Source organism: Coleofasciculus chthonoplastes PCC 7420 (assembly GCF_000155555.1).
Classification (GTDB): domain Bacteria; phylum Cyanobacteriota; class Cyanobacteriia; order Cyanobacteriales; family Coleofasciculaceae; genus Coleofasciculus; species Coleofasciculus chthonoplastes_A.
Genome location: NZ_DS989849.1, coordinates 182,562 through 207,155, shown reverse-complemented (window position 1 = coordinate 207,155; position 24,594 = coordinate 182,562). Strand labels below are relative to the sequence as shown.

At 46.2% G+C, this 24,594-nt stretch carries 15 protein-coding genes, 1 pseudogene and 1 riboswitch; of the genes and pseudogenes, 7 read left to right on the top strand and 9 right to left on the bottom strand.

What is annotated here, in order from left to right; genetic code table 11:
- Nucleotides 1–329: 329 nt before the first annotated feature.
- Nucleotides 330–2,930 (top strand): CHAT domain-containing protein, encoded by a 2,601-nt coding sequence (locus MC7420_RS14365; protein ID WP_006101207.1) that lies wholly within the window; start codon nucleotides 330–332, stop codon nucleotides 2,928–2,930.
- Between the two features lie 61 nt (nucleotides 2,931–2,991).
- Here MC7420_RS14365 and MC7420_RS14360 read toward each other — a convergent pair whose 3' ends face one another.
- Nucleotides 2,992–3,210, bottom strand: coding sequence for a hypothetical protein (locus MC7420_RS14360; protein ID WP_006101190.1), 219 nt, complete (start codon nucleotides 3,208–3,210; stop codon nucleotides 2,992–2,994).
- 91 nt (nucleotides 3,211–3,301) lie between these two features.
- On the opposite strand from MC7420_RS14360, the gene MC7420_RS35200 reads away from it, so the two are divergent.
- A complete protein-coding gene (locus MC7420_RS35200) occupies nucleotides 3,302–3,892 on the top strand; it encodes a DUF928 domain-containing protein (RefSeq protein ID WP_052307475.1) in 591 nt (196 codons plus the stop codon).
- Between the two features lie 108 nt (nucleotides 3,893–4,000).
- Here the strand turns inward: MC7420_RS35200 and MC7420_RS14350 are convergent, their stop codons facing one another.
- Entirely contained in the window at nucleotides 4,001–6,706 is a 2,706-nt protein-coding gene (locus tag MC7420_RS14350; protein WP_006101115.1) for a CHASE2 domain-containing protein, read from the bottom strand.
- A 718-nt stretch (nucleotides 6,707–7,424) separates the two neighbouring features.
- Between MC7420_RS14350 and MC7420_RS14345 the strand changes: the two genes are divergently transcribed.
- Both MC7420_RS14345 and MC7420_RS14340 read left to right on the top strand, forming a co-directional pair.
- Entirely contained in the window at nucleotides 7,425–10,775 is a 3,351-nt protein-coding gene (locus MC7420_RS14345) for an ATP-binding protein (protein WP_006101034.1), read from the top strand.
- Nucleotides 10,776–11,187: 412 nt separating this feature from the next.
- Nucleotides 11,188–11,607, top strand: a complete 420-nt coding sequence (locus tag MC7420_RS14340) for a hypothetical protein (protein WP_006101051.1) — start codon at nucleotides 11,188–11,190, stop codon at nucleotides 11,605–11,607.
- Nucleotides 11,608–11,814: 207 nt separating this feature from the next.
- Here the strand turns inward: MC7420_RS14340 and MC7420_RS14335 are convergent, their stop codons facing one another.
- The 5 genes and pseudogenes from MC7420_RS14335 to MC7420_RS14315 all read right to left on the bottom strand — a co-directional run bounded on the left by MC7420_RS14335 (nucleotide 11,815) and on the right by MC7420_RS14315 (nucleotide 20,338).
- Complete coding sequence (locus MC7420_RS14335; protein WP_006101167.1) at nucleotides 11,815–13,017, bottom strand: RNA-guided endonuclease InsQ/TnpB family protein; 1,203 nt, start codon at nucleotides 13,015–13,017, stop codon at nucleotides 11,815–11,817.
- Nucleotides 13,018–13,213: 196 nt separating this feature from the next.
- Complete coding sequence (gene ilvB / locus MC7420_RS14330) at nucleotides 13,214–15,073, bottom strand: biosynthetic-type acetolactate synthase large subunit (protein ID WP_006101263.1); 1,860 nt, start codon at nucleotides 15,071–15,073, stop codon at nucleotides 13,214–13,216.
- Nucleotides 15,074–15,315: 242 nt separating this feature from the next.
- A pseudogene (locus tag MC7420_RS14325) lies at nucleotides 15,316–16,295 on the bottom strand (ABC transporter ATP-binding protein).
- A 160-nt stretch (nucleotides 16,296–16,455) separates the two neighbouring features.
- Nucleotides 16,456–18,825: a lytic transglycosylase domain-containing protein gene (locus tag MC7420_RS14320; RefSeq protein ID WP_006101151.1), complete on the bottom strand. Its 2,370-nt coding sequence runs from the start codon at nucleotides 18,823–18,825 to the stop codon at nucleotides 16,456–16,458.
- 271 nt (nucleotides 18,826–19,096) lie between these two features.
- On the bottom strand, nucleotides 19,097–20,338 hold the full coding sequence (locus MC7420_RS14315) for a pentapeptide repeat-containing protein (protein ID WP_006101213.1): 1,242 nt from the start codon (nucleotides 20,336–20,338) through the stop codon (nucleotides 19,097–19,099).
- 266 nt (nucleotides 20,339–20,604) lie between these two features.
- Between MC7420_RS14315 and MC7420_RS36945 the strand changes: the two genes are divergently transcribed.
- Nucleotides 20,605–20,763, top strand: coding sequence for a hypothetical protein (locus MC7420_RS36945; RefSeq protein WP_006101148.1), 159 nt, complete (start codon nucleotides 20,605–20,607; stop codon nucleotides 20,761–20,763).
- Nucleotides 20,764–20,995: 232 nt separating this feature from the next.
- On the opposite strand, the gene MC7420_RS14310 is transcribed toward MC7420_RS36945, so the two are convergent.
- Entirely contained in the window at nucleotides 20,996–22,549 is a 1,554-nt protein-coding gene (locus MC7420_RS14310; protein WP_006101092.1) for a YcjF family protein, read from the bottom strand.
- Nucleotides 22,550–22,754: 205 nt separating this feature from the next.
- Here MC7420_RS14310 and MC7420_RS14305 point away from each other — a divergent pair, with 205 nt between their 5' ends.
- A complete protein-coding gene (locus MC7420_RS14305; protein ID WP_006101236.1) occupies nucleotides 22,755–23,276 on the top strand; it encodes a DUF937 domain-containing protein in 522 nt (173 codons plus the stop codon).
- A 193-nt stretch (nucleotides 23,277–23,469) separates the two neighbouring features.
- Here MC7420_RS14305 and MC7420_RS14300 read toward each other — a convergent pair whose 3' ends face one another.
- On the bottom strand, nucleotides 23,470–23,814 hold the full coding sequence (locus tag MC7420_RS14300; protein ID WP_006101291.1) for a DUF4278 domain-containing protein: 345 nt from the start codon (nucleotides 23,812–23,814) through the stop codon (nucleotides 23,470–23,472).
- A 35-nt stretch (nucleotides 23,815–23,849) separates the two neighbouring features.
- A riboswitch (Glutamine riboswitch) is annotated at nucleotides 23,850–23,943 on the bottom strand.
- A gap of 134 nt (nucleotides 23,944–24,077) precedes the next feature.
- Between MC7420_RS14300 and smpB the strand changes: the two genes are divergently transcribed.
- Entirely contained in the window at nucleotides 24,078–24,545 is a 468-nt protein-coding gene (gene smpB / locus MC7420_RS14295; protein WP_006101234.1) for an SsrA-binding protein SmpB, read from the top strand.
- Nucleotides 24,546–24,594: the final 49 nt, after the last annotated feature.

Sequence of the window (24,594 nt, the reverse complement as noted above, 5' to 3'; positions counted from 1 at the left end):
GTGGGGACAATTAATGTGAACGGTGGAGAACTCGCTTCGCGAGAAGCAAGCTACGTTTATGTAAGGGTTGGAGGGGTGTTTACATAACTTAATAGGCTCTTCAAGCAAAGAAAGTTTTAAAAAAGGCAGGCAGCGAAACTAAAATACAAAAAAGAAATAGAGAAAAAGGTGCGAGGAATTGCTCATAGTAAATATTCTTTACTCAAGAAAAAGGGAAAACTTAATGAGAGCATACGAAGTATGGGCGAGGTCTTCTCGCCGAGTAAGATAAAGGTTTAAGGGCAACGAAACTTGCTCTGATTGAGACGCTTAAATTCAGGATGGGATCTATGGGATGGTTGGGAAGACGTGCTAGGAAGCGACTACTATTTTTAGGATTAGCCTGGTTAACCGTTGTGGCGGTAATCGCATCTCCTGTCGCCCTGGGAAATGCCTCGACTCTCCTTCAGTCGGATATCATACAACAGGACTCTCATCTGGCTCAATCTCTTGATCCAGTAAGCCGATTAAGCCAAGGTAAAACTGACTATGATCGGGGACGCTTTGCTGATGCAGTACTGGCGTGGCAAGAAGCGGAACAGGTTTACCAACAAGCAGGCGATCGCACTAACCAGGCAATAAGTTTAAATTATTTGTCCCTTGCCTATCAACATCTGGGACAGTGGGAACAGGCAAAGGCGGCGATTGAGGAAAGTCTGAACCTCCTACCCACTCCCACTGATCCTGCACTCTTGGCACAAGTATTAAATACCAAAGGCAGTCTGCAATTGGCAACCGGACAATCGGAAGCTGCGTTGCAAACTTGGAAAGCCGCCGAGACAGCTTACTCCCAGGATGATGATGCTATCGGGGTTTTAGGGTGTCAAATCAATCAGGCGCAAGCCTTGCAAAGCTTGGGGATGTTTCGGCGATCGCAACAAGTCTTAGAACGGGTACAGCAAGCGCTAACGCTACAGCCGGATTCGCTAATTAAAGCCACCGGATTACGCAGCCTGGGGATGGTTTGGCAAGCGATTGGAGAATTAGATGATGCCCAAAACGTGCTTAACCAGAGTTTAGCGATCGCGCAAACCCTCAATTCTCCCGCTGATATCAGCGCCGCTTTCTTGAATCTGGGTAATACGGCACGAGTGTTAGGCGATCGGGATGCCGCGATAAATTATTACCATAAAGCGGCAAAAACGGCAACCAATCCCTTAAACCAACTCGAAGCCCAACTCAACCAATTTAAGTTACTGATTAGTCAACAGCCGTTTAATCAATCCCAAGATTTATTTACCCCAATTCAGCACAATCTCTCCCAATTATCTCCCAGTCGATATGCTATCTATGCTCAGGTGAATTGGGCAGAAAGTTTAATCGAACTCCTAGACAATTCAGCGGGATATTCTCCAGAATCTATCACATCAGAAGACATCGCTCAACTCCTCGCCAAAACCATTGCTCAAGCTAAAGCATTAAATGACACCCGCGCTGAATCCTTAGCTCTAGGAACCCTAGGAAAACTCTATAAAACCAACCAACAAGGGTTAGAAGCTCAACGTTTAATCCAACAAGCCCTATTCTTTTCCAAAACCATTAACGCCAGAGATATTTCCTATCAATGGCAATGGCAACTGACCCAACTTTATCAGCAAAATGGAGACCTGAAAGCCGCGATTACTGCTAACCAAGACGCCTTTGATCTACTACAATCGATTCGGGGAGATTTAGTCGCGATGAACCCCGATGTGCGGTTTTCGTTTCAAGAACAAATTGAACCCATCTACCGGAATTTAGTCCGTCTCTTATTACAAAGTTCCTCACCCGATAATCTCAAGCAGGCGCGTAATGTGATTGAATCCCTCCAGTTAGCCGAATTGGAGAATTACTTTCGCACCTCCTGCTTAAATGCTAAAGCCGAGCAAATTGATACGGTTATTGAGGACAGCGATACCCAAACGGCGGTAATTTATCCGATTATTTTACCTGACCGGATTGCGGTGATTCTTTCCTTACCTGGACAACCCTTAGAAACCTACAACACAGAGTTATCCCAAGCTGAGATTGAACAGACGGTGAATCAACTGCGACAGTCAATGAATATCGCCTATTCCAACCGCAAACGGCTTGCTATTTCTCAAACCATTTATGACTGGTTGATTCGACCAATAGAAACTCAGTTAGCTCAACAGGATATTAAAACTTTAGTCTTTGTTCTCGATGGCGTGTTGCGGAATGTACCAATGGCGGCACTTCATGATGGTCAACAGTATTTAATCGAGAAGTATAGCATTGCCTTAACACCAGGATTACAATTACTCGAACCGCGATCGCTAACCCAATTTCAACTGCGCTCACTTACCGCCGGATTAAGTCAAGCACGTCTGGGGTTTTCGGCGTTACCCGCAGTGGAAGATGAAATTGAACAAGTTAGTACAAATATTCCATCGAATGTTCTATTAAATCAAGCCTTTACCAGCACCGCCTTAGAGAACAAAATTAACACACTTCCGGTGAGTGTGGTTCACCTGGCTACCCATGGTCAATTTAGTTCTAACCCGGAAGACACGTTTATTCTTACCTGGGATAAACGGTTTAATGCCAATACCTTATCTCAACTCCTCAAAGGTAGAAACCAAGACAATTTCCCCCCGATTGAACTCCTGGTTCTCAGTGCTTGCCAAACCGCAAATGGTGATCAACGAGCGGCGTTAGGATTAGCAGGATTAGCTGTGCGATCGGGAACCCGCAGTACTATTGGCACATTATGGTCTGTTAAAGATCAATCGACGGCTCAGGCGATGATTCAACTGTATAACAATTTAACTCAACCTGATATTAATCGCGCTGAAGCCTTGCGACAAGCTCAGTTATTTCTACTCCGGCAAAATCAATACCAGCATCCCTACTACTGGGCACCCTTTATTTTAGTTGGCAATTGGTTATAAGTCATTTGTCATTTGTCATTTGTGATAATTGAACGGTCAGGTCGGGGCGGGTTTAGTTATATCAGGGTGAAAACGAAACGTTAGTGGTAAAACCCGCCCCTACACAATCTCCCTCATCTTCCCCATCTTCCTCATCTTCCCCATCTCCCCCAGCTCCGCCAGTCCCTCTGTCTTCTGCCTTTTGGTGGATGCTATTTTGGCTAAATGTTATAATACAAGTTTTAGACAACTCCACAAATAGGGTAACAGCAATTTCGGAATCTATTGCCGAAAAAAACAATTAAATCTTCAGGTGGATAGACCGTCACTTAAACGAGTCTATCTCTAGAGTAACTGTATTAATTTTAGACCACTGTATCAATTTTAGACCCATGAAACCCTTTCATTTTTTCAGTGTAAAGTGGCTTAGTTGGCGTTTCGCTTTAATTCTATTGTCCATCACCCTATCTTTAGAATTGGCGATTGTTCCTAGTCTGGTTGCCCACACTCAAGCTGTGGAAGATCTAAATAATAATGAACCTTTTACACCTCCTGGAGATGACAGTCCAGATGATGATACAAAAGGAGCAGGAACTCGTGATGGCGGTCATTGTACAAACGATAATGCCACGGCAGATGAACCCGGATTTTCGGTTCTAGCGCCAGTTGAAAATAAAACGATCGCGCAACGTCCTACCTTCTCACTGTACATCCCGGAAACGGCAGCACAGAAGGTGTTTTTTAGTTTAAAGAATGCTGAGAACGAAGAAGAGTATGATTACCAAACCATCATCACTTTACCAACAACAGCAATAGGGAATGAGTTTAGCTTCCCTTTACCCGAAGATGCGCCTGATCTAAAGACAAATACGCCATATCAATGGTCGATCAGCTTAATTTGTCAACAGTCTCTTGATCCTAATGACCCGACTTTACATGGCATAATTGAGCGCGTTGAATCTCAACAAATTACTGTAAATTAAGAGTATTTGTCATTGGTCATTTGTTGTTGAGACGGGGCGGGTTTAGTTAAGTTATCGGTTTGTAGTAAAATGTTAGCTGTAAAACCCGCCCCTACACGCCTATTACCCCTATTCCCTATTCGGGAGACATTTTTCAATCAAGGCGTGATTGCTTTCGCGTTCTGACTTTTTCAGATATTCTAGAGCAATCCGTACAGCCGCCGGAGATGTGGAGTAGTCTTGGGCGAGTAACTCCAGAATGCGACGGAGTTGGAGTTTTTCGATTTGCTTGCTGGTAAACCAAGACAGTGCGATCGCGGATAGAATTAATCCTAGGATTGGTGGAATCACAGGTATCCACCACCCCTGTAAGAAGGCGTTATAGGCGATGGCGACTAATACTAAACCTGCGATCGCAATTCCCAACGCCACCCGCTGAGGAGACTGTAACCGCCAACTTAATACTGTACCGATTAAAGACCACACCAAAACCCACAACCCCTCTTGGAATTCACTCCATGTCAGGATTAGGGGACGATTATCGAGGGCTGCACTTAAAATCTGGCTGGTTAAATTAGCATGAACCACTACACCCGCCATCCCTTGTGGTGTGCGAGACAAACTCCCACTGTAAGGGGTATAGAAAAAATCCTTCAGGCTAGTTGCGATCGCGCCAATTAAAATAACCCGTCCGGTAAACCCATTATCACGCTTTAAGTCTACGGGAATCCGATTTTCTAGTAAATCGGTAAGCGAGATGGTGTAAAAATCCTCTAACCTGCCACGATAGTTTAATAGGATCTGATAACCCCCAGTATTCACCCGCACATAGCCGCCATCATTTTTATCCAACGGTGAAAAAATTGCCTGACCCAATTGCCAATGATGCTGTGCTTGAGTTTGAGGTGTAATTCCTTGGGTTTCTAGATAGTGCAATGCTAGTTTTAAGCTGAAACTCAGGTGAAGTTTATCGCCGCGTTTAACAGATATTAACCCTCGGCGGACTTTGCCATCTGCATCCAATACCATATCCACAAAACCGATTTGCCCCGACTGGTTTAACGTGGGAGGGGGATTCACGGAATTACCAACAACTTTTTCGGCACCAATCAGATTAGGAGTAGACTGAAATAGCTCAACTAATTCTTGATGTCCAGGTTCGACAGGTAAATCTCGATACACATCTAAACCAATCACACGCGGATTGTCTGCATTTAATCGAGTAATTGCCTCTGCTAACACCGCATCGGGGAGGGGCCACTGTCCAACTTGAGTGATATCGTTTTCATCAATGGTGACAATTACAATCCGTGGATCAGGGGGTTCTAAGGGGCGAACTTGGAAAAACTGATCCAACACATCCCATTCCAAACCTTGCAACAATCCGGTTAAACGTAACAGAATTACCAGAGTAGTTGTGCTAAGGCTGATCACGCCAATCCATCCGCGCCACAGTCGATGTCTGATTGGTTCGGTTTTAGCTTTCTTGGTCGCCGATGACAGCAGAGAATTGGCTTTTTCAATCGCTTTGAGGGCGTTCTGAATGTCCCGTCGATTTAATTCTTGACTCGCGGCTAAAAACTGATAATCTAGATCACTCAAACTTTTATTCTGCGACCAGGTTAATGCCTCTCTTAACGCTTCTCCTTGTAGTAGGTGGGCTTGCTTCTGTTTTCTGGAGGTAATCCAGGCGTTGAAAGCCTCAGTATAAGGACGCAGGGAAACTAATTTTTTCGTTACCCAGACTTGATTAAATACTTCTTGATAAATTCTATTTTTTACCTGTAATATCCCCTTATTTTTAACCAACAAACCCGACAATAAAAGTTCAGTTACTTCTCGCGAGTCATCCGCCTCAATCTCTACGCCTTGTAACACCTGCTGATAAATGCCCAGCATTCTACCCGTCCGTTGACCATTGCCTTGAATGCGATTCTGAATCGTTCTCAAATGTTCCGGATCATCCTGAGACGCCCAGTTATTAATGATGCGCGATCGCACCAGGTTTTCTACCCACATATATTCTTGATTTGGCGGGATGATCAGGCTTTCCGGTTCTGTGTTTTCTGCCGCTTTCCAGACTAAATTACACAGCTTTTGGGTAAGAAATGGCTGACCCGATGTCCACGCTAAAATTGATTGAACAATTGTCTCCGGATTATCAACGTTTCCCGCTAAGCCTTGAATCAGGGGTTGCACTTCTTCCAGTTTAAACCCCTGCAGTTCTATGGCTTGACCAATATTAAATGAAGTCCGGCTGCGATCGCGAATTAAGTCTGAGGGTGCAGCGACACCAAAGAAGGCAAAGACAATCCGATTATAGTCAGGATTAATAGCGCGTTGATTATAGCAAAAGCGAATTAAAGCCCAAAAATCATCAATGGGGAAATTAATACTCAGGATTCGATCAATTTCATCCATAAAAATGACCAATCGTTCACTGGAAAATTGACCGAGCAAAGCCTCTTCAATAAACTGACTGCATCGTTGCAAAAATGAGAGATCGTCTCGCTCTTTCCACCAGGTTTTTAAATGAATTTTTTCCCGCAGATTGAACGCCAACCATAACTGCGTGACAACGCCTTTATACCACTGCACAGGGGTTGTATATTCGCCACCAATTGTGGTCATATCCAGAACTCCACAGCGGAATCCTTCAGCTTCCAGGCGATACTTTGTTCTGACAAGGAGAGAGGATTTGCCCATTTGTCGAGGGCTAAGGACATGACAAAATTCACCTGCTTTCACCGCCTGATAAAGTTGGGCGTCTGCTTGTCGCACCACATAGGTAGGATCATCATGTCTGAGACTACCGCCAACTTGGTAATTTGTCATTTGTCATTTGTCATTCGTCATTTGTCATTTGTCATTCGTCATTCGTCATTCGTCATTCGTCATTTGTTATTCATCAATAAAAAGTTATAGTTATATTGTCGGTGCGGATGTAGGGGCGGATGTAGGGGCGGATGTAGGGGCGGATGTAGGGGCGGGTTTAGGGAATAAATTCAGCTATTCACCAATAACGGAAAAACAAAACCCGCCCTTCTTCAACTAGATGGTTACCAATAACGGAAAAACAAAACCCGCCCTTCTTCAACCTAGATGGTTACCAATAACGGAAAAACAAAACCCGCCCTTATTAATAGTTCAGGATAACTCCTCGAATATAAAAATTAAAATAGGTAAAAAATCATAAAAGTTGAGGATCTTTGTAAACTTTATTCAAAAAGCATCAATGAGACATTTTGTCAATTCCTAAAAATTGGTTAGTTAACTAGAACCTGGAGTAAGAAAGTTAGTAGAAATCAATCCAACTATATTAATTTTTGTAAATATACTTCAAACCCTTACATAAGACATAAGACAATCCCCACGATTAACTGTAAATTTTCCCACCTACTTATCGGTTCATTGTGGCATAAAGACCATTGCCTTGTCGGGTGAGCCAACCAACTCCGCAAGAGTAGATTTACAGATGTATAGATGCTGCCAACTCTGTCCGCTTGCCTCACAATAGGAATAGTATAGCAGCAATCACAACAGGGACTCTACTATGACTAGGGGTGCATGGATAAAGCAACGGTGGGAGCAATGGCGCTCACATCGGCTACCTCAAAAACCTCGACTTTCCTATCTAGGCGCATTTATTTTAACACTATTCAGTTGCCTAGTCGTCTACACGGTATCTGGTTCAGCTCAATCTCCAGTCGCGCCAGTTTCATCGTCACTGATAGAAATCACTCAGGGATGGCAATATCATTGGGGAGATTTTTCTCAACAACAACCTAGGGTTTCAGAAGGGACGCAGAATCAGATATTGTCTGAACAATGGCAATCATTTCAGTTTCCCGGAAAAATCCGCAAACCAAGCCATAAAAATGTCCAGATTCTGTGGTTGCGTGTACCCTTACCCGCTGGAGAATGGCACTCCCCGACTCTCTATTTTGGCGCTGTTCCTTATATATTAGACGTATATTTAGGAGAGCAACATCTCTATAATCAATGGTCACTCAATGCTGCCAATCAAGCCACACTAACAGACTATCAATTGCCACTCGTTCAACTTGAGCCAGGATTTCAGCATCAAACTCTCTTGTTTCGGGTGTATGTTGGAGAAAATGCTTCAATTTATATCGGATTGTTTGATCGCGTTGTCTTGGGTAATCACAATACTGTAATTAAACGTTTCTTTCAACAACAAAGCCATACATTACTCGGCATTCTATTTTTTGCATTAGGATTAATCATTCTGGGATTGTCTTTAAGCCGCCCCGAAAAAAAATCATACTTTCACTTTGGTATTTTAACAACGATGATCGGGATATATACCCTATCGCGGTCTTTTTTTATCCCTGTCTTTATTGATCATCTAGAAGCCTTACGGTTCTGGGAATATACATCATTCTATCTGATTCCTGTAAGTGGTTGTCTTTTCTTTCAAGAAATGTTTAAGATGAGATGCCAGTCTATTATTCGCCATCTCTGGAAAATTCATCTAGCTTATGCGGTAGCCGCGTTAACATTAGTCACCACTCACACCTTTTCTTGGAGTCAAACCGTCACTTTGGCTCAATTCTTGTTTTTAGCTAGTGCGATAATTATTTTAACTAAGTCGGTGCAAATTTCTCTGGCGGGTAACGTTGAAGCCAAACTCTTTACATTAGGCTTTGGTCTGCTTACTCTATCTGCCATGAATGATATTTTGATTTATCGCCTAGAGTGGGTAAATTGGTATCAAAAACTTTATCCTTGGGGAACATTACTTTTTATTCTTACCTTGGGCGTTATGTTAGAGCGTCAATTCATCCAAGCGCGTAACCTGCTGCAAAACTATGCCATAGAATTAGAAACTAAAAATACTGCATTACAGCGACTCGATCAGCTTAAGGATGAATTTTTAGCGAACACGTCTCATGAACTCAAAACTCCCTTGAATGGAATCATTGGCATTGCCGAATCATTGATGGATGGAGTAACAGGAAACCTATCGGATGCGACTCGGTTTAACTTGTCGCTCATTGTTTCCAGTGGCAGACGATTGCACCAGTTGGTTAATGATTTACTCGATTTCTCGCAACTCAAACACCATAACCTGCAACTGAATATTAAACCCGTCGGAATTCGAGAAGTTACCCATGTGGTTTTAACCATTTCTCAACCGCTGGTGGGTAAGAAACCGATCGAGTTAATCAATGGCATTAATCCGGATATTCCCCCGGTTGATGCTGATGAAAATCGTGTCCAGCAGATTTTGTACAACTTAGTCAGCAATGCAATTAAGTTTACGGAACAGGGAACAATTGAAGTTTCAGCAACGCCAGTCAATGATAGGCTGGAAATCCATGTAGTTGACACTGGAATTGGCATTTCACCGGACAAAATTAATCGCATTTTTGAATCCTTTGAACAAGCCGATGGTTCCATTACTCGCCACTATGGAGGAACGGGATTAGGTTTAGCAATTACCAAACAACTGGTTGAACTTCACGGTGGTATAATTAAGGTTGACTCTACGCCAGGAGTGGGGTCACGCTTTACATTTACACTACCTTTATCTCAGGGTAAGGTTGATTATCAATCCTCCATCGAAGTCTCTAAGGTGCAAGATTATACACCGCGAACTGTTAGCCCCGATCGCATTCTCATCGCTCAAGAGGCGGCTGTCACGCCAGAGGGAACCTTCCACATTTTAATTGTGGATGATGAACCCACGAATCTTCAGGTCATTGTTAATCATCTGTCGTTGCAAAATTATGCGATTACCCAAGCCTCTAGTGCCTTGGAAGCGTTAGAGTTGATTCGCTTAGGGTTCAAACCGGATCTGATTTTGCTCGATATAATGATGCCGCAGATGACGGGGTATGAACTGTGTAAAAAACTGCGGGAACAATTTCTCCCCAATGAACTACCGATTGTCTTGTTAACGGCGAAAAACCAGATTTCTGATTTAGTGGAGGGATTTGCAGTTGGCGCGAATGATTATTTAACCAAGCCTGTGTTAAAGAATGAACTTTTAGCCCGGATTAAAACCCATCTCCGCTTAGCTAAAATCAATGCCGCTTACGGAAGGTTTGTCCCTTATGAATTTCTGCAATTTTTGGAACGAGAAAGTATTGTGGATGTGCAATTAGGGGATCAGGTGCAAAAAGAAATGTCTATTTTATTTGCCGATATTCGTTCATTTACCAGTTTGTCGGAACAATTATCACCGAAAGCAAATTTTGACTTTCTGAATTCGTATTTAGGTCGTGTGAGTCCCGTAATTCGCAATTATCGTGGATTTATTGATAAATATATTGGTGATGCGGTAATGGCATTATTTCCCCAGATGGCTGATGATGCAGTACAAGCGGCAATTGAGATGCAAAAGCAAGTCAGTTTGTATAATGCTCACCGTCAAACCTGTGGGTATGAACCGATTGCAATTGGGATTGGTTTGCATACAGGGAGTTTAATGTTGGGAACGGTGGGAGAGTCTCAGCGAATGGATACAACAGTGATTTCGGATGCGGTGAATTTAGCCTCGCGTTTGGAGGGATTAACTAAGGTTTTTGGGGTGGAGATTTTAATTAGCGAAGAAACGTTAAATGGGTTGACAAATGCTCACCATTATAGTTATCGTTTCTTAGGTCGAGTGACGGTGAAAGGAAAACTCCAACCGATCGCGATCTTTGAGGTGTTTGATGGTAACCCGCCGCCACTGATTAAACTAAAGCGACAAACTCGGACGGAGTTTGAACGGGGTGTGCATCTGTATGTAGAGAAAGAGTATACCAAAGCGCAGCAGGTTTTCACTCAACTGTGGCAATGGGACGATCGCGATCGCGTGGTTCAATTTTACCAGCAGCGTTGTCAGCAAGCCGCGCGATCTGGAGTCTCGGAGGTGGATATTATTATTCGGTAGTGATTGTCGGGATTGTCGGGATGATCGCGGTTGTAGGGGCGAGTCGCTGCTCAAATATGGTGGTGTGAGAATTAACCTATCTCGACTCGCCCCTTTACAGATACCTGGCGGGGGGCGACCCAATAGAATTAATAGGTGGCGGTGTGAATTGTGTGCAGGGGGTCGCCCCTACAGTGTTTATCTGGTTTTGATCTGGGGTCAATTATCTTTTCATCCTTTGCCCATTTAGAACTAACGCCTCTCTCTGTGAAATCAGTGTTACGATCCCCAACTTGTTTTTGGACAGCCCAAGGCAACTTCTGGCGATTTGCGGTGTTCAATTGCCTAGGGCAGAAAATATCATTGAAGTATACAGCATCACATCTCAAGAGCTGGAGAGTTTTGCTTCATCAAAACATGCGGGGGTGAATCTATGAAACGCTCTATCAGTCAAAAAGCCACAATTAATGTTTGTTCCACCATACACTGTCCCTTTTTCGAGAGTCAATGTTCTGTCTCTGAAAGTTGTCCCAAGTATTATGAATCCTATCACTGTCATCTAGCCAGTGTCTTTGCCTTTCATTCGGATGGACATTGGTTGTTTACCGCCAATCAACATGAACTGCGCCATATCCAACAGGTTAACGATAGCTGGATTACTCACCATCATTCTATATTAGGGCTACCAGAGGATAGGCAAGACAGTACACCAACACAAACTCATCTACCTTCTCTCCAATGCGACTATCCGCATATCGAGAATGATGCATTCCAAAATTCGCCGGAAATGACTCAGAATGTCTCTCCAATCAGTATTAGTCTGCTGGATTCTATTGAATTTGAGGAGTATTGAATGTGAACGATTGACGCTTACTCGTCAGGAAAGTATAGGGTGTTGAAGCCCTGACTGCAAGCTAGTTAGAGATATTCAGCATCATCGTGCGATCGCAAGCTTGTCATAGCGTTGTGACAAGCCTGTCACAGATAGGGATTATGCTGATATAGAGGAGTTGAGATTCCTTTCGTTGACATCCTCACCGACCTAAAAGGACGGTGATTCCTACCAATCAAACAGGTTTAACTGAATGTATTTTCGGTGGGTTGACGGCTCAACGCACACTGCCTCAGATGAGGTCTTACACGCACTCCCCGTCCGTTTAGAGTCGTGGGTCTGCCCGACCCCGACTTGTTCTATGTTGACCGAGGCGTTATCATCCCGGTCGTGTTCAGCACCGCAATTAATGCACAGGATAGACCGCACTGACAGGTCTATTTTGCCCCATCGGTAGCCGCAATCTGAGCAAACCTGACTGGTAGGCTCCCATCGGCTGATGACCCGAAAATCCCGGTTGTGCTTGTTGGCTTTGCCCTCGCACAATGACCGGAATTCATACCATCCAGCTTGAGATATTGCCCGTGATAATTTGCGGTTTTTGAGCATACCGCTAACATTCAAATCCTCCAAGGCAATCACTTGGTTATCGTTAACTACCTTGGTGGATAACTTGTGCAGAAAGTCTTTACGCTTATCCCGGATTTGGGCATTGAGCTTGGCAACTTTAACCCGCATCCGCTCTCGCCGCTTGCTACCCCGTTCGCGTTTGGCTAGCCGCCGCTGGCAACGCTTTAGTTTGCGGTAGAGGCGGGAATAATCCGGGCTATCAATTTTTTCCCCGTTGCTGCAACTCGCAAAGGTCTTTAGCCCCAAATCAACCCCTATGGATGGGTTCAAGGGCTGCTTGATCTCTGGTTCCACCTCAACCACGAAACTGAGAAAGTACCGACCGGCGCAATCTTTAATCACCGTTACAGAACTAGGAACCGATGGCAAGGGACGTGACCACTTGACCTTTAGATTGCCAGTCTTGGCTAGGTAGACCTTGGACGCCTTAACCCTGAATCCACCCCTAGTAAACCGCGCCGTCTGACGGTTAACTCGCCGCTTAAATCGTGGCGGGTTTACCTTTTTCCCTTTGCGCTTACCTGACCGGGACTGGAAAAAGTTTTTAAATGCTACTCCTAAGTCAGCAACTGATTGCTGTAGAGGAATAGCTGATACTTGCCCTAACCACTCCCTAGCCTCAGTTTTCTTAGCCTGAGTGATGCACAGCTTTTGGAGTTCACTGCTGCCAGGTAGCTTACCCGATTGCTTGCACAAGAAAAGAGCATCATTCCAGACTACCCGCACGCACCCAAATAGCCGCGCCAATGATTGACGCTGACCAGGGGTGGGATAGATTCTGAATTGATATCGGCAATTCATACTAATACGGTAGCGTATTTATCTTAAAAGTACCCCTAAAAGGGGGAGGCTTTAGACCCTATTTTTCGGTAATGAACGACACCGCCTTCTAAGTCACCTTGGGAGGCATTCCTATAGCTATCAGATTACTTGATTATTCATAAAAGTCCCCCACAAGTGCAAGGGACTTTTGACTATCCAATTTCCCAGTAACTGATTACAGTTTCGTTCCACAAACTGGACAGAAATGATTTGTGGTTGGATTCTGAGTCCCACAGTTACTGCAATCAACCACCTCCGCCACCTGTTCTTGCTGACGGCGTTCTGGCAATCCGATCATTTGGGCATTACTCTTACCCGGTGCAACCATCGGATAACAATTCTCATTCTTGGTGACGCGGACATCCAACAACACCGGACCATCATAAGCCAACATTTGCGCGATCGCATCCTGAAGTTCGTCCCGATCTTTCACCACCATGCCCTTAACTCCATAAGCTTGGCACAGAATCACAAAATCCGGCATTCCTATTTCCATATTCGAGGAGGAATACCGCTGTCCAAAAAACGCCTCTTGCCACTGGCGCACCATTCCTTGCCAGCCATTGTTAATAATCACAGTCTTGACACTAATGCCATACTGTGCTAATGTCCCTAGCTCCTGAATATTCATTTGTACCGAAGCATCACCCGCCACACAAACCACTTGCTGATCCGGGAGAGCAACCTTAACACCCATAGCCGCAGGAACTCCGTACCCCATTGTGCCTAAACCAGCACTGGAAATCCAACGGCGCGGTCCCGTCTTCAGAAATTGCGCTGCCCACATCTGATGCTGACCCACATCCGTGGTGTAGTAAGCATCTGGGGCTTGCCGATCCAACTCCACAATCACCTCTTGCGGCGAAATCGTATCGGGATACTGGGGCGCTTCTAAGGGATACTCTTGACGCCAACGCTGAATCCGCTTCAGCCATACCTGAGTCTGGTTCGGATCAGCCAGAATGTCCTGTTCCTCATAGCGCCGTAATAACTTAGCCAGCACCTGCTGCACATCACCAACAATTGGCACTTGGGGGGCGCGGTTTTTGCCCACTTCCGCCGGGTCAATATCGATATGAATCACCTTAGCATGGCAAGCAAACTGATCCAGCTTCCCAGTAACGCGATCGTCAAACCGCGCACCTACAGCAATCAGTAAATCACATTCACTCACGGCAAAATTAGCATAAGCCGTGCCATGCATTCCCAACATTCCCACCGACAACGGATGAGATTCATCAAACGCCCCTTTCCCCATCAGCGTTGTCGTGACTGGAATTTGGAACGTTTCTGCCAATTGCTTGACTTGCTTATGGGCATTCGCTGTAATCGCACCGCCGCCGACATACAGTAACGGTTGCTGCGACTGATGGATCAGATGCAACGCCTGATTAATTTGCCGGGGATTTCCCTTAACCGTAGGACGATACCCCGTCAGCTTAACCATACCCGGATCGACAGGGGTGTAGTCAAATTCTTCTAGTCCCACATCCTTGGGAATATCAATTAACACTGGACCCGGACGACCAGTATTGGCAATGTGGAATGCTTCAGCCACAATCCACGCCATATCACGGGGGTCACGCACCACATAAGAATGTTTGACAATCGGCAGGGTAATGCCAAAAATATCCGTTTCTTGGAACGCATCCGAACCAATCGCCGCCCGTGTCACCTGTCCGGTAACCACCACCAAGGGAATCGAATCCATGTGGGCGGTAGCAATCCCGGTCACTAAGTTTGTCGCCCCAGGACCCGATGTCGCAAAACAGACACCCACTTTCCCTGTCGCCCGGGCATATCCATCCGCCGCATGAGCTGCACCCTGTTCATGGCGAACCAAGAAATGCTGTATTTCTCCGCGTTCTTCCCACTGATACAGTTCATCATAGATCGGCAGGATTGCACCACCGGGATAGCCAAAAATATGGTTAACTCCATGACGCTTCAGACTATCCATCAGGGCGTAAGCACCCGTGCGACGGGTAACGGTTTTTTGTTTGACTTCTTTTTTAGAGATACTTTGGTAACGCACCAGATACCCTCACTAAATGATTAACGGTTTTTCTAAGAGTTTTGTATATCCTGACAATAGGTTCACCAGACCTATGGTAGATCTTTAAATGAGCAAATAATTTATGAGTTTAAAACAAATCTGAGATCACTGTCTAGTGGTCATTCGTCATTCGTCTTATGTCTTATGTCATTCGTCCTTGGCTTCCCCAGCTCCCCCTGCTCCCAGACGTGCCATGGCACGTCTCTACACAGCTCCCCCTACTAATGGCTCGATTCAATCCCCCGCTGCTGTAACTGCTGCATGAAAAATTCCTCTAACGAGGAACGCGCTAGGGTAATCTCGATTAATTGCGCTCCCATCACGCGCAGACTGGCTATAAATTCTTGGGGTTCGCCTTTGAGTTCACCGTACCAGCTATCTTCCTCGAATGCCAGTTCTTTACCCAGCGTTGAAGAATGTCGATGTTACCACCTTTCCCACGAACTTGGTAATGAGTCGCTACACCCAACAGTTCATCCAGTGTGCCAACACAAATTAACTCTCCCTGTGCCAGAATCGCAATGCGATCGCATATCTTCTCCACATCCGATAAAACATGGCTATTGAAGAAAATGGTTTTCCCTTGCTCCTTGAGTGAGAGAATAATTTCTCGGATCTGATAGCGTCCCATGGGATCGAGTCCCGACATCGGCTCATCCAGAAACACGACATCGGGGTCATTAATCAGGGCTTGTGCCATACCGATGCGCTGAAGCATCCCCTTAGAATACTGTCGCAACTGCTTCTTTTTTGCCGCCGACTTCGATAATCCAACTAATTCCAGCAATTGAGGAATGCGTTGGCGTTGACGACTTTTAGGGATTTGAAACAACCCAGCGGTCAGTTGCAAGAATTCCCAACCTGTCAGATAGTCATAGAAATAGGGATTTTCTGGTAAATACCCGATTCGCTGCTTTACTCCGCGATCGCCAATGGGTTTTCCCATCAGCCAACCCCGTCCAGAGGTAGGACGGACAATCCCCAGTAAAATTTTCAACAGCGTCGTTTTACCTGCTCCATTCGGACCCAGCAAGCCAAATGTCTCTCCCGGAGCAACGGAAAGAGAGCAATTTGTCAGTGATTCAATTTTTTGATTCAGCCAAAAGCCAGTGCGATAGACTTTCCTTAGCTCAGAAGTCGCGACAACTGGACTCTGGTCAAGGGTAGTCAATGCCCCTGGCAAATCAGCAGTTGAATCCATTCCCTGTTAATTGAATTTCATAATTGACAGTTCTATCGTTACAACTGTATCAGGATATTGCTGTTTCTGGTACAGGGCGTAAGCATGAATTGAATGTTTTCTTCCCCAACTTCCCCAACTTCCCCAGCTTCCCCATCTCCCCCATCTCTCTCCCGCGCCCTTATCGACGCATTGCCGTGGACTGACTTTGAGAATGTTGGGCAACTTGCTGGGCAACTTTAGGATCATACAGTCGTAAATAATTCCAATAGTTACCAAACACCTGCTTCACATAATCTCTGGTTTCATCAAAGGGAATGGATTCAACAAACTCATCTGGATCACCAGCACTGTCTTGTTGCAGCCATTTTGACAAATTCCCTTGACCCGCGTTGTAACTGGCGATCGCGAGTAAGGAGTTGTCGTTATAAGACTGGTGAACTTCTCGCAGAAACCAGGTTCCCAGTTTGATGTTATCGTCTGGATTTTCTAGAGAATAATTCTCCATATCAATATTTTCTGCTGCCCACTCCCCCGTACTGGGCATCATTTGCATTAAACCGACAGCACCAGCGCCCGACCGAATATCGGGTTCAAAGCGAGATTCTTGGCGAATCAGAGCAGTTACCAATAGAGGATTGAGTTCACGCTTTTGGGAATAGGTGGCGATCTTGTCTGAGAAAGGAAAGGGATAGAGCGCTTGCCAGTAGGTGAATTTTTCCCGTAAGTCTTGGTACTGCGCTTGTTCTTTGGGGGTCTCCCGATTTTCTAAGCTGGCAATGGTAGAAATGCCGCTCAAGTAATCTCCGATTGCCAACTGCACCAAGCCATCGGTAAACTGTTCAGCGACGGTGGGTTCGAGGCGATTTTGGAATTCGGCTTTCCAAAGTATCCAAGCATCTTCGTCTTGACCCAGTAAATAAAGTTCTTTGAGGGCGGCTGAACCCATAGGTAACAGGGGTCGGGTTTTCGGCAGAACCAGTTTCGGATCAAGTTGACGAACGGTTTTAAAGTCGCCCACATCCCAACCCAGCTGCACGGCAGAGCGCCACGCATAGTAAGACTGGGGGTGGTTGGTAATCACCTGCTCAAATGCGGCTTGGGCATCCTGTCGGTGTCCCAATTCCCTTGCCCATTTGCCTACCCAAAATCCCGCCTGACGTGCCAGGAAACGATGGGGATTTTCGGTGGTAATCGGTTTTGCCCATTCCCATGCTGCCTCGACATTGCCGGATTCAGCGTGCGATCGCGCCACTTGCCAACGGTAGGCGGCGGCGGCGTCAGACTCACCATACTCATCAATCAATTGTTTTCGGGCTTCCTCGGCGGCTTGATAACTCCCTAGGCGTTCCAAGGTTTCCGCTTTGACCAAAAGGGCTTCCCCGGCGCGTTCCGGGAAGCGTTCAACAACTTCGTCTAGATAGGGAACTGCCTCAATATCCGGTTGCAGTTGCGCCAGTTCAACCAGGGCGGCGGGTGTTTCCTCGGCGTCGGGAAAATCACTCACCATCTGTTTGTATGCCCGTTTAGCGTCCGCGTACTGCTGGGCAAATTTCAGGGCTCTTGCCACTAAATAGGCATTATTGGATGTTTCGGGAGCTTTGGCATAAGCGGCGCTGGCTTGACCATATTTCCGATCTCGCCAGTAACCCACCGCGATCATTTGCCAATCCTCTGGTTTAATTAGAGGTTGATTATCGGAGTCAACTACCCTACCATAGTTTCCCACCAATTGGTCTAAGATCGGTGTCACATCTGGAGTAACCTCTGGGGTATCAAAGGCATATCGAGCCAACAGCAGCATCAACTCAGGCTGATCGGGATTCTCTTGGAGGCGTTCTCCGGCTAACTCCAGAATCAACGGATGAGATGGATAGTTAGCGACGGCTTTCTCCCAGTATTTGGGATCGTCAACAGGCGGTTCATACATCTGCTGAATTTTCTCTTGCCAACTCGGATTGGCGGACAATGAGTTGATCTCCTCTTCCTGATACTGAGACTCCTTAGAGAAAAGAGCATGAAGCGCATAAGCCGCAACTGGCTGATCCGCGTAACGTTGCAGCAGGTTTTGCCATTCCGTTAGGGCTTTGGTTTTTTCACCAATCTGTTCGTAAGCTTGGGCGCGTTTAACTGCGATATAGCCACCGAGGACAGGATAGTCCAACTCCAATCCCTCTAACCAAGGCAGCGCCTCCTTGCCCTTGTCTTGTGCAATTAAATCCGCTGCCAAAAGATAACGCGCCCGAGACTTATCAATGGAATTTTTTCCTTGGGCGATCGCCTCAAGTTTAGCTTTTCGCTGGTTCGCTGGTAAAGACGCGAGTCGCAAAACCGCCGTGTCGCTCTGTTTTTCTGGGTTAAAGGAATTATGCTGCACAAATGGCAGCCGGATGGTCAATTGACCCAGCCCCCTGGTATACTTTCCCCCGATCAACGTTCCTCCCCAAATTAGACCTGCGAGTCCGACTCCAGCGACTAGAGCGATTTGTCGTCTTCGTTGTCTACGCCTTGAACGGCTGTGGGGGGCGAAAATCTCGCGTCTTTTATTCATAGAACCTCCTGGTGACGCACATCTATCTTAGATCCGGTTAAACTCATCCCCCGCCAAATTAGGGGGATTTCCGATTCAGGATTCATGGCTAATCCACAATTAACGATGATTCTGAACTCGGCGGTAAGTGGTTTTCCCTCCCTCTAAAAGAAGGTGGGCTTCCCGCCGCTTTTGGTAAAGATCGGCAGAACACGATGGCATTGCCCAGTTTGATTGTACGTTTATCTCTGGTTAAGGTGGGAAAGTTTCCCGAACCGTTTCTGGATAGGGGTTAGCGTTTCGGTCGTTTTTTCAGACCCAATCGTCGAACGATATACTGACGCTGCACCCGATCAAATTTGGTTTTCCTTGTGATCTTCCATTCTTCAATATAAGCGCCCACCAGACAAGCCCCAATTAGATCGGCACTATCTAAATTGGTGTTTTTTAGAGTCGCCCCCTTTAGGTTAGCCGACTGCAAATTGGCGTGGCTAAGATCGCTATTGATGAAACTCGCCGCGACTAAATTAGCCCCCCGCAGATTCGTTTCCGGTAAGCGAAGATTGTCAAAGTTTTCCTCTTGTCCTTCACCCGTAACCACTAATTGCCGAATTTTGGGGTGATCCAAATAGGTTGTTCCCACACGGGACAGTTCAAGTTTTTTGGCTTGAAACCAGCAAGTGCGCGTCACCTTGGCTTGTCTAAAATTGGTGCTTTTGAGCAGGGCTTGGGTGAAATCCGCGTCCGTTAAATCGGCACCCTGAAAATTTGTTCCCCCAATCGCAGCAAAGGCAACCGCAACCCGACGAATGAAGGCGTAGTTTTTATCCCCGATTAAGGCTCGCCAGCTTACATAAGCAGAAAGTCCAGCCACACCCACCGCCACAATCACCGCCACTGTTGCGGCACTGGTTGCTGCTGCCACGGATGCCCCAGCCGTAACCACAACCACAGAACCGGCAGCGGCGACGACACCAGCTCCGGCAGCGACGATGGCGACAGCACTAGCAGCGGCTACAGCACCAGCGGCGGCTCCGGCTGCCACGACTGCCATGGCAATAGCTGCCGCGACGGCTCCAGCACTGGCAGCTACTAAAGTTACCGCTACCGCTGTAGCTCCTGTCAGAACTGCCACCATTGCCGCCACCACAATTGCCACAACCCAAACCCCTAACGCCATAATCAGCCCTTGACGGATCGTCAGGCTGACAAAAACGCCCAAAGCGATTAGAATAAACGCACCCGCTAAGATTTCGATCAGGTTCTGACTAATCAGCGCCGCTCCGGTGATCACACCCGCCAAGGCGGAAACAAAACCCGATAGCGTGGATAGAAATAAAGCAACCAGCAATAGAATCATTGCCCAGTGTTGCTGCAATCCAGCTTGGCAATAGCTAAAATTTGCCCCCGTTAGGATAGCATTGCTAAAATCTGCGCCTCGTATGTCAGCGTGGCTAAAATTAGCACCTGCCAAGTCAGTTCTGCCTCGAAACGAGCGACCTTGCAGATTTTGACCGGAGTAGTCCTGAGCCATCATAACCTCCGAGTGGATGGGGCAACCATAAGACAACGGGCGTTGGTGGAATAGAAATTTGCATTCAGCAAGGTTTCGACTTGACCAACTCTTATGCTGTAGAATAAAACATTTAGTGGAACAATTGAACGAGAATAGCGGCGGCTTATGCTTTTAGATTAGCCGTAATATGGTATCACTCACAATGTTTCCTATTCTCTATTTCCTGTTTTCTGTTCCCCGTTTTTCCTAATCAGCAATTTCTGCTCACCAGTCACCATTTATCAATGAATCGTTCAAAAATTGTGGCAATTATTACTGGAGCCATTTCCATACTTCTGGCACTGGCATACCTTCTCTTGGTTCAGCTTTTGGACTTTCGCGGAGAAATGATTCCCGCCCCGGTAAGTCAGTTACCACAGAACGTTCAAGTGATGAATAATTAGGGTCTGCTGAATAAGTCTTGTGGTGAGGAGAGGGAATAGGGAACACCTCGACCCTTCGACAGGCTCAGGGCATCGCTTACCTAACACGCTCGGCAACACGCTCGGTGTGTCATAGGCAATGGGCAATGCTTTCGACCCCTTATTGAGGGAAAGTTTGGCGCTTATGTCGGCGAAAATCCCAGTATGCAAGAGGGTGATCGTGTAAAAACGAAATGACAAATGACAAATGACCTTAATGTTCCCAGTCGTCCTGTTGAGAATCTCTTAAATCTTTCACCTTGGAAGCATCTCTCAGGGGCATAACCACTCGTGCGATCGCGTCCTGAATAAATACTTTCATAAATTCATCCTTACGGTTTAACTGAAATTGCTGCTCCACCACTTCTGTCATTCCCCCATCACCCCAGTCTTGGTCATGACGGAAGTATTCAATAAAACTCTTCCCAGCAATTCGGATTAAATACGCCGCCGTTACCCCTTGAATTGCTTTGCCAACTAAATAGGTAGCGATGTGAAATTGTAGCGCCCTTGATAGAAGTTGCATCGCCCCTTGAACAATTCCCAAACTGGCTAAGGTTTTTCCCAGAGACAGCGCTAATTCTCTCCCCCGTTCCATATTCAAATCACAGCCATAAATTCGACCAATTTCCACCACCATCTGGGCATTAACCGCCGCCGTTGCTAATAAATCGACTACAGGTAACGGCGTAACCGCAATCACCCCAGCGCCAATCCACTGAAACCGTTCCACCACTTTCTCCGCCTGTCGCCGCCGTTGCTGATCAATCAGACGACGGGCATCTTCGCCTAAACGCTGAGACTGGAGTAAAATATTATCCGCAATCAAATCTTGCCCTTCAGCGCGTAGCACCGCCGCCAGACGGCGGATTAAGGGTATGATGTCAGGGTCAGGTTGGAAGTCTTCCCCATTGTCTAATCGTATCGATTGGGGATTGGCGGCAATGGCGACTACATCCGATGCAGCAATAAAGCCGCGTACCTGCTGGCGTAACCGGGCTAGAATCGTTTCTTTGTCGGTTTCTGTATAGAGATCGGTTTTATTCAGCACCAACAGCGATCGCTTACCAATATCCGCGAGACGACGTAAGGGTTCATATTCTGACTGTCGCAAGTCATTATCCACCACAAACAATAATAAATCGGCTTCCGTGGCAAGTTGTCGCGCCAGTTGTTCCCGTTGGGTACCCACCACCCCCGCCTCTAAAATACCGGGTGTATCGGTAATCAAAATCTGCCGTTCTATTCCCTTCAACGTTAGCGTATACGTTTGTCCCTGATCTGTGGTTCCCATCGGTGCGCCCACTTGACCCACCATCTGCCCAATGAGAGCATTAATCAGGGAGGTTTTCCCCGATGAACCCGTACCAAAGATGACAACCAACAGTTCTCCACGGGCTAACGTCGCTTCAATCTCACGCGATCGACTCAACAGGGCTTGCTGGGCTACCTCATCTTGAATGTTCTGCACCTGCTGTCGCACCGCTTTTAGCGTTTCAGAAGCCGCTTCCGTTTTTTCCTGTGGCACTTTTGGCGTCGGGCGACGCTTGCGGGATGAAGATTTGGGGCGGCTGAATGTCCAAACATAATAAACAAACGTGGCAATTAACAGAATAAGTAGGACAATTAGCAATAAAACCAGCAAATTTGCCAGTAGAGGCGAATTCAACGACCAATAGAGTTGATTAATCGAGTCAATCAGCCACAGGATTAGCCCCAGAATAATACTGAGACCAATAATGAGCGTCAGTAGGCGGGGTAGGGGCATAATGGTTTCAGAAGGCTCCAGGGCAGAGGGTATAACCTTAGTGCGTAGTGCTATAACTATAGTTTAGCGATGGGCGGAGAGTATCAATGAGAGCTGGCAGCACGGGTGATAGATCCCACGTTACCGTGTGGTGAGGCAAGAGTAACGAATTATACTTAATGGATAATGCTTATCATTAGAGACACTCTTTACAGCCCAAAAAACGATGAGTTTATTCAACCAAATTCTCGGTGCGATTAATAACCCCTCTCAGGAAGCCAGTTCGGGTCAATTAGCTGGCATCCTCAGTACCGTGCAAAACCTCAGCCAAAGTGCCAATGCTGACCCCTCCACGATTCAATCCGTTTTATCTATCGTTGGCAAATATGCCCGTCCCGCGTTGCAACAAAAGCGAGAAGCGGAAGGAGAACAGGAGACACAATCCTTTATTAACCAATTCAGTGGTACAGGTGCTAACAATCAAGCGGTCAACTTACTCTTTAATACACCACAAATCCAACAGTTAGTCGAGGAAGCCGAACAACGGACAGGACTCAATGCTGCTACCATTCAATCCCTGTTACCCATGTTGGTTCCCTTAGTGCTGAATTTACTCAAAACGGGAACAAATAACCAAAATCCTGAAGGCTCGAATCCAGTGTTGAACTCATTCCTCGATACAGATGGTGACGGCGATGTGGATATTGCTGATGCGATGCAAATGGCGTCTCGTTATTTGAATCCTTAGCTTGTAGGGGGCTTCCGTACATCTGGCGCTATTTTAGGCGAGTCTAGTCTGCACGTTAGACTTAGGATTTGTTATCGGCTGGTTTCTGGCATTAACCCTTAGAGATGAAGCTTTAAAGCCAACTGCAAAAAGTAGAGACGTTGCATGCAACATCTCTACTCTAGTTTTAATTCAGTTGGAATGCCATCAGCCGTTAACGAGTTGCCAATCCAACTTCTGTCGCTGAACGGTACAACATCGAAAGCTGACGGTTTTTGAGGACTCGTTGCTGCTTGCTCATCCGAGAACGAGCTTTATCTTGACTGGAAACTAAAGTGGGTGCTTTTTCTGACGCAACACCATTATTAGCAACAGTCCCCGGTGTTTGATAACGAACGCCGCGATATTGCAGGTTGACTCGTGGTTGTAACACTGGCGGATTTTTCAAATTGCGGAATCGCCAGTCCCAACCCCGGTACTTACCACCAGCCTTTGATTCGACAGTTTCTACCTTAGGGGGATTGTAATCGTATTGGATACCGCGATAAGTAAGTTTCATGGTCTTCGCCTCGTAATGTAACTGTAGTGAGATGAGGCGCGTTCCTTCGGGAGTTGCCCCTACTTCCGTCTCCCTAATCATCCTTCACGGCTAATTGCTAACTGACTGATGTCTAGAGAGATGAACGATTCATTTGTTCTGTATCTATTGTTACGGTTTTTCCAGAAATTGTCAACCTTTTAACAAAACTTTACCTTTTGAGGGTTTTCTGGGGCGATTGTTTAACACCACAATTTCCAGTATCAGACGCTAAGGTGATTAGTATGAGTGATCAAAGTAAAGGGTTCAAGGTTGTTGCCGATAATCGGCAAGCACGCTTCCGCTATGAGATTTTAGAGACTTACGAAGCGGGCATCGAATTAAAAGGGACAGAAGTTAAGTCCATTCGCGAGAGTCGGGTCAATTTGCGAGATGGGTACGCCCTGGTTCGCAATGGTGAGGCTTGGCTGTTGAACGTACATGTCTCGCCGTACCAAAGTAGCAGCCTCTACTTCAATCACGATCCAGTTCGCACCCGTAAACTTTTGCTGCACAAGCAGGAAATCAGCAAACTCGTTGGCAAGGTAGAACAACAGGGGTTAACGCTGGTGCCGTTGAAAATGTATTTGAAGCGAGGCTTAGTGAAAGTGAGTCTGGGTCTGTGTAAGGGTAAAAAATTGCACGACAAGCGTGAAACCATTAAGCGGCGTCAGGATGAGCGGGAAATGGCGCGAGTCGTTCAGCGTTATTAAATACCCATCGGTCAAAATTATCTCTCTGCTTCCCCACAAGGGCGGGTTT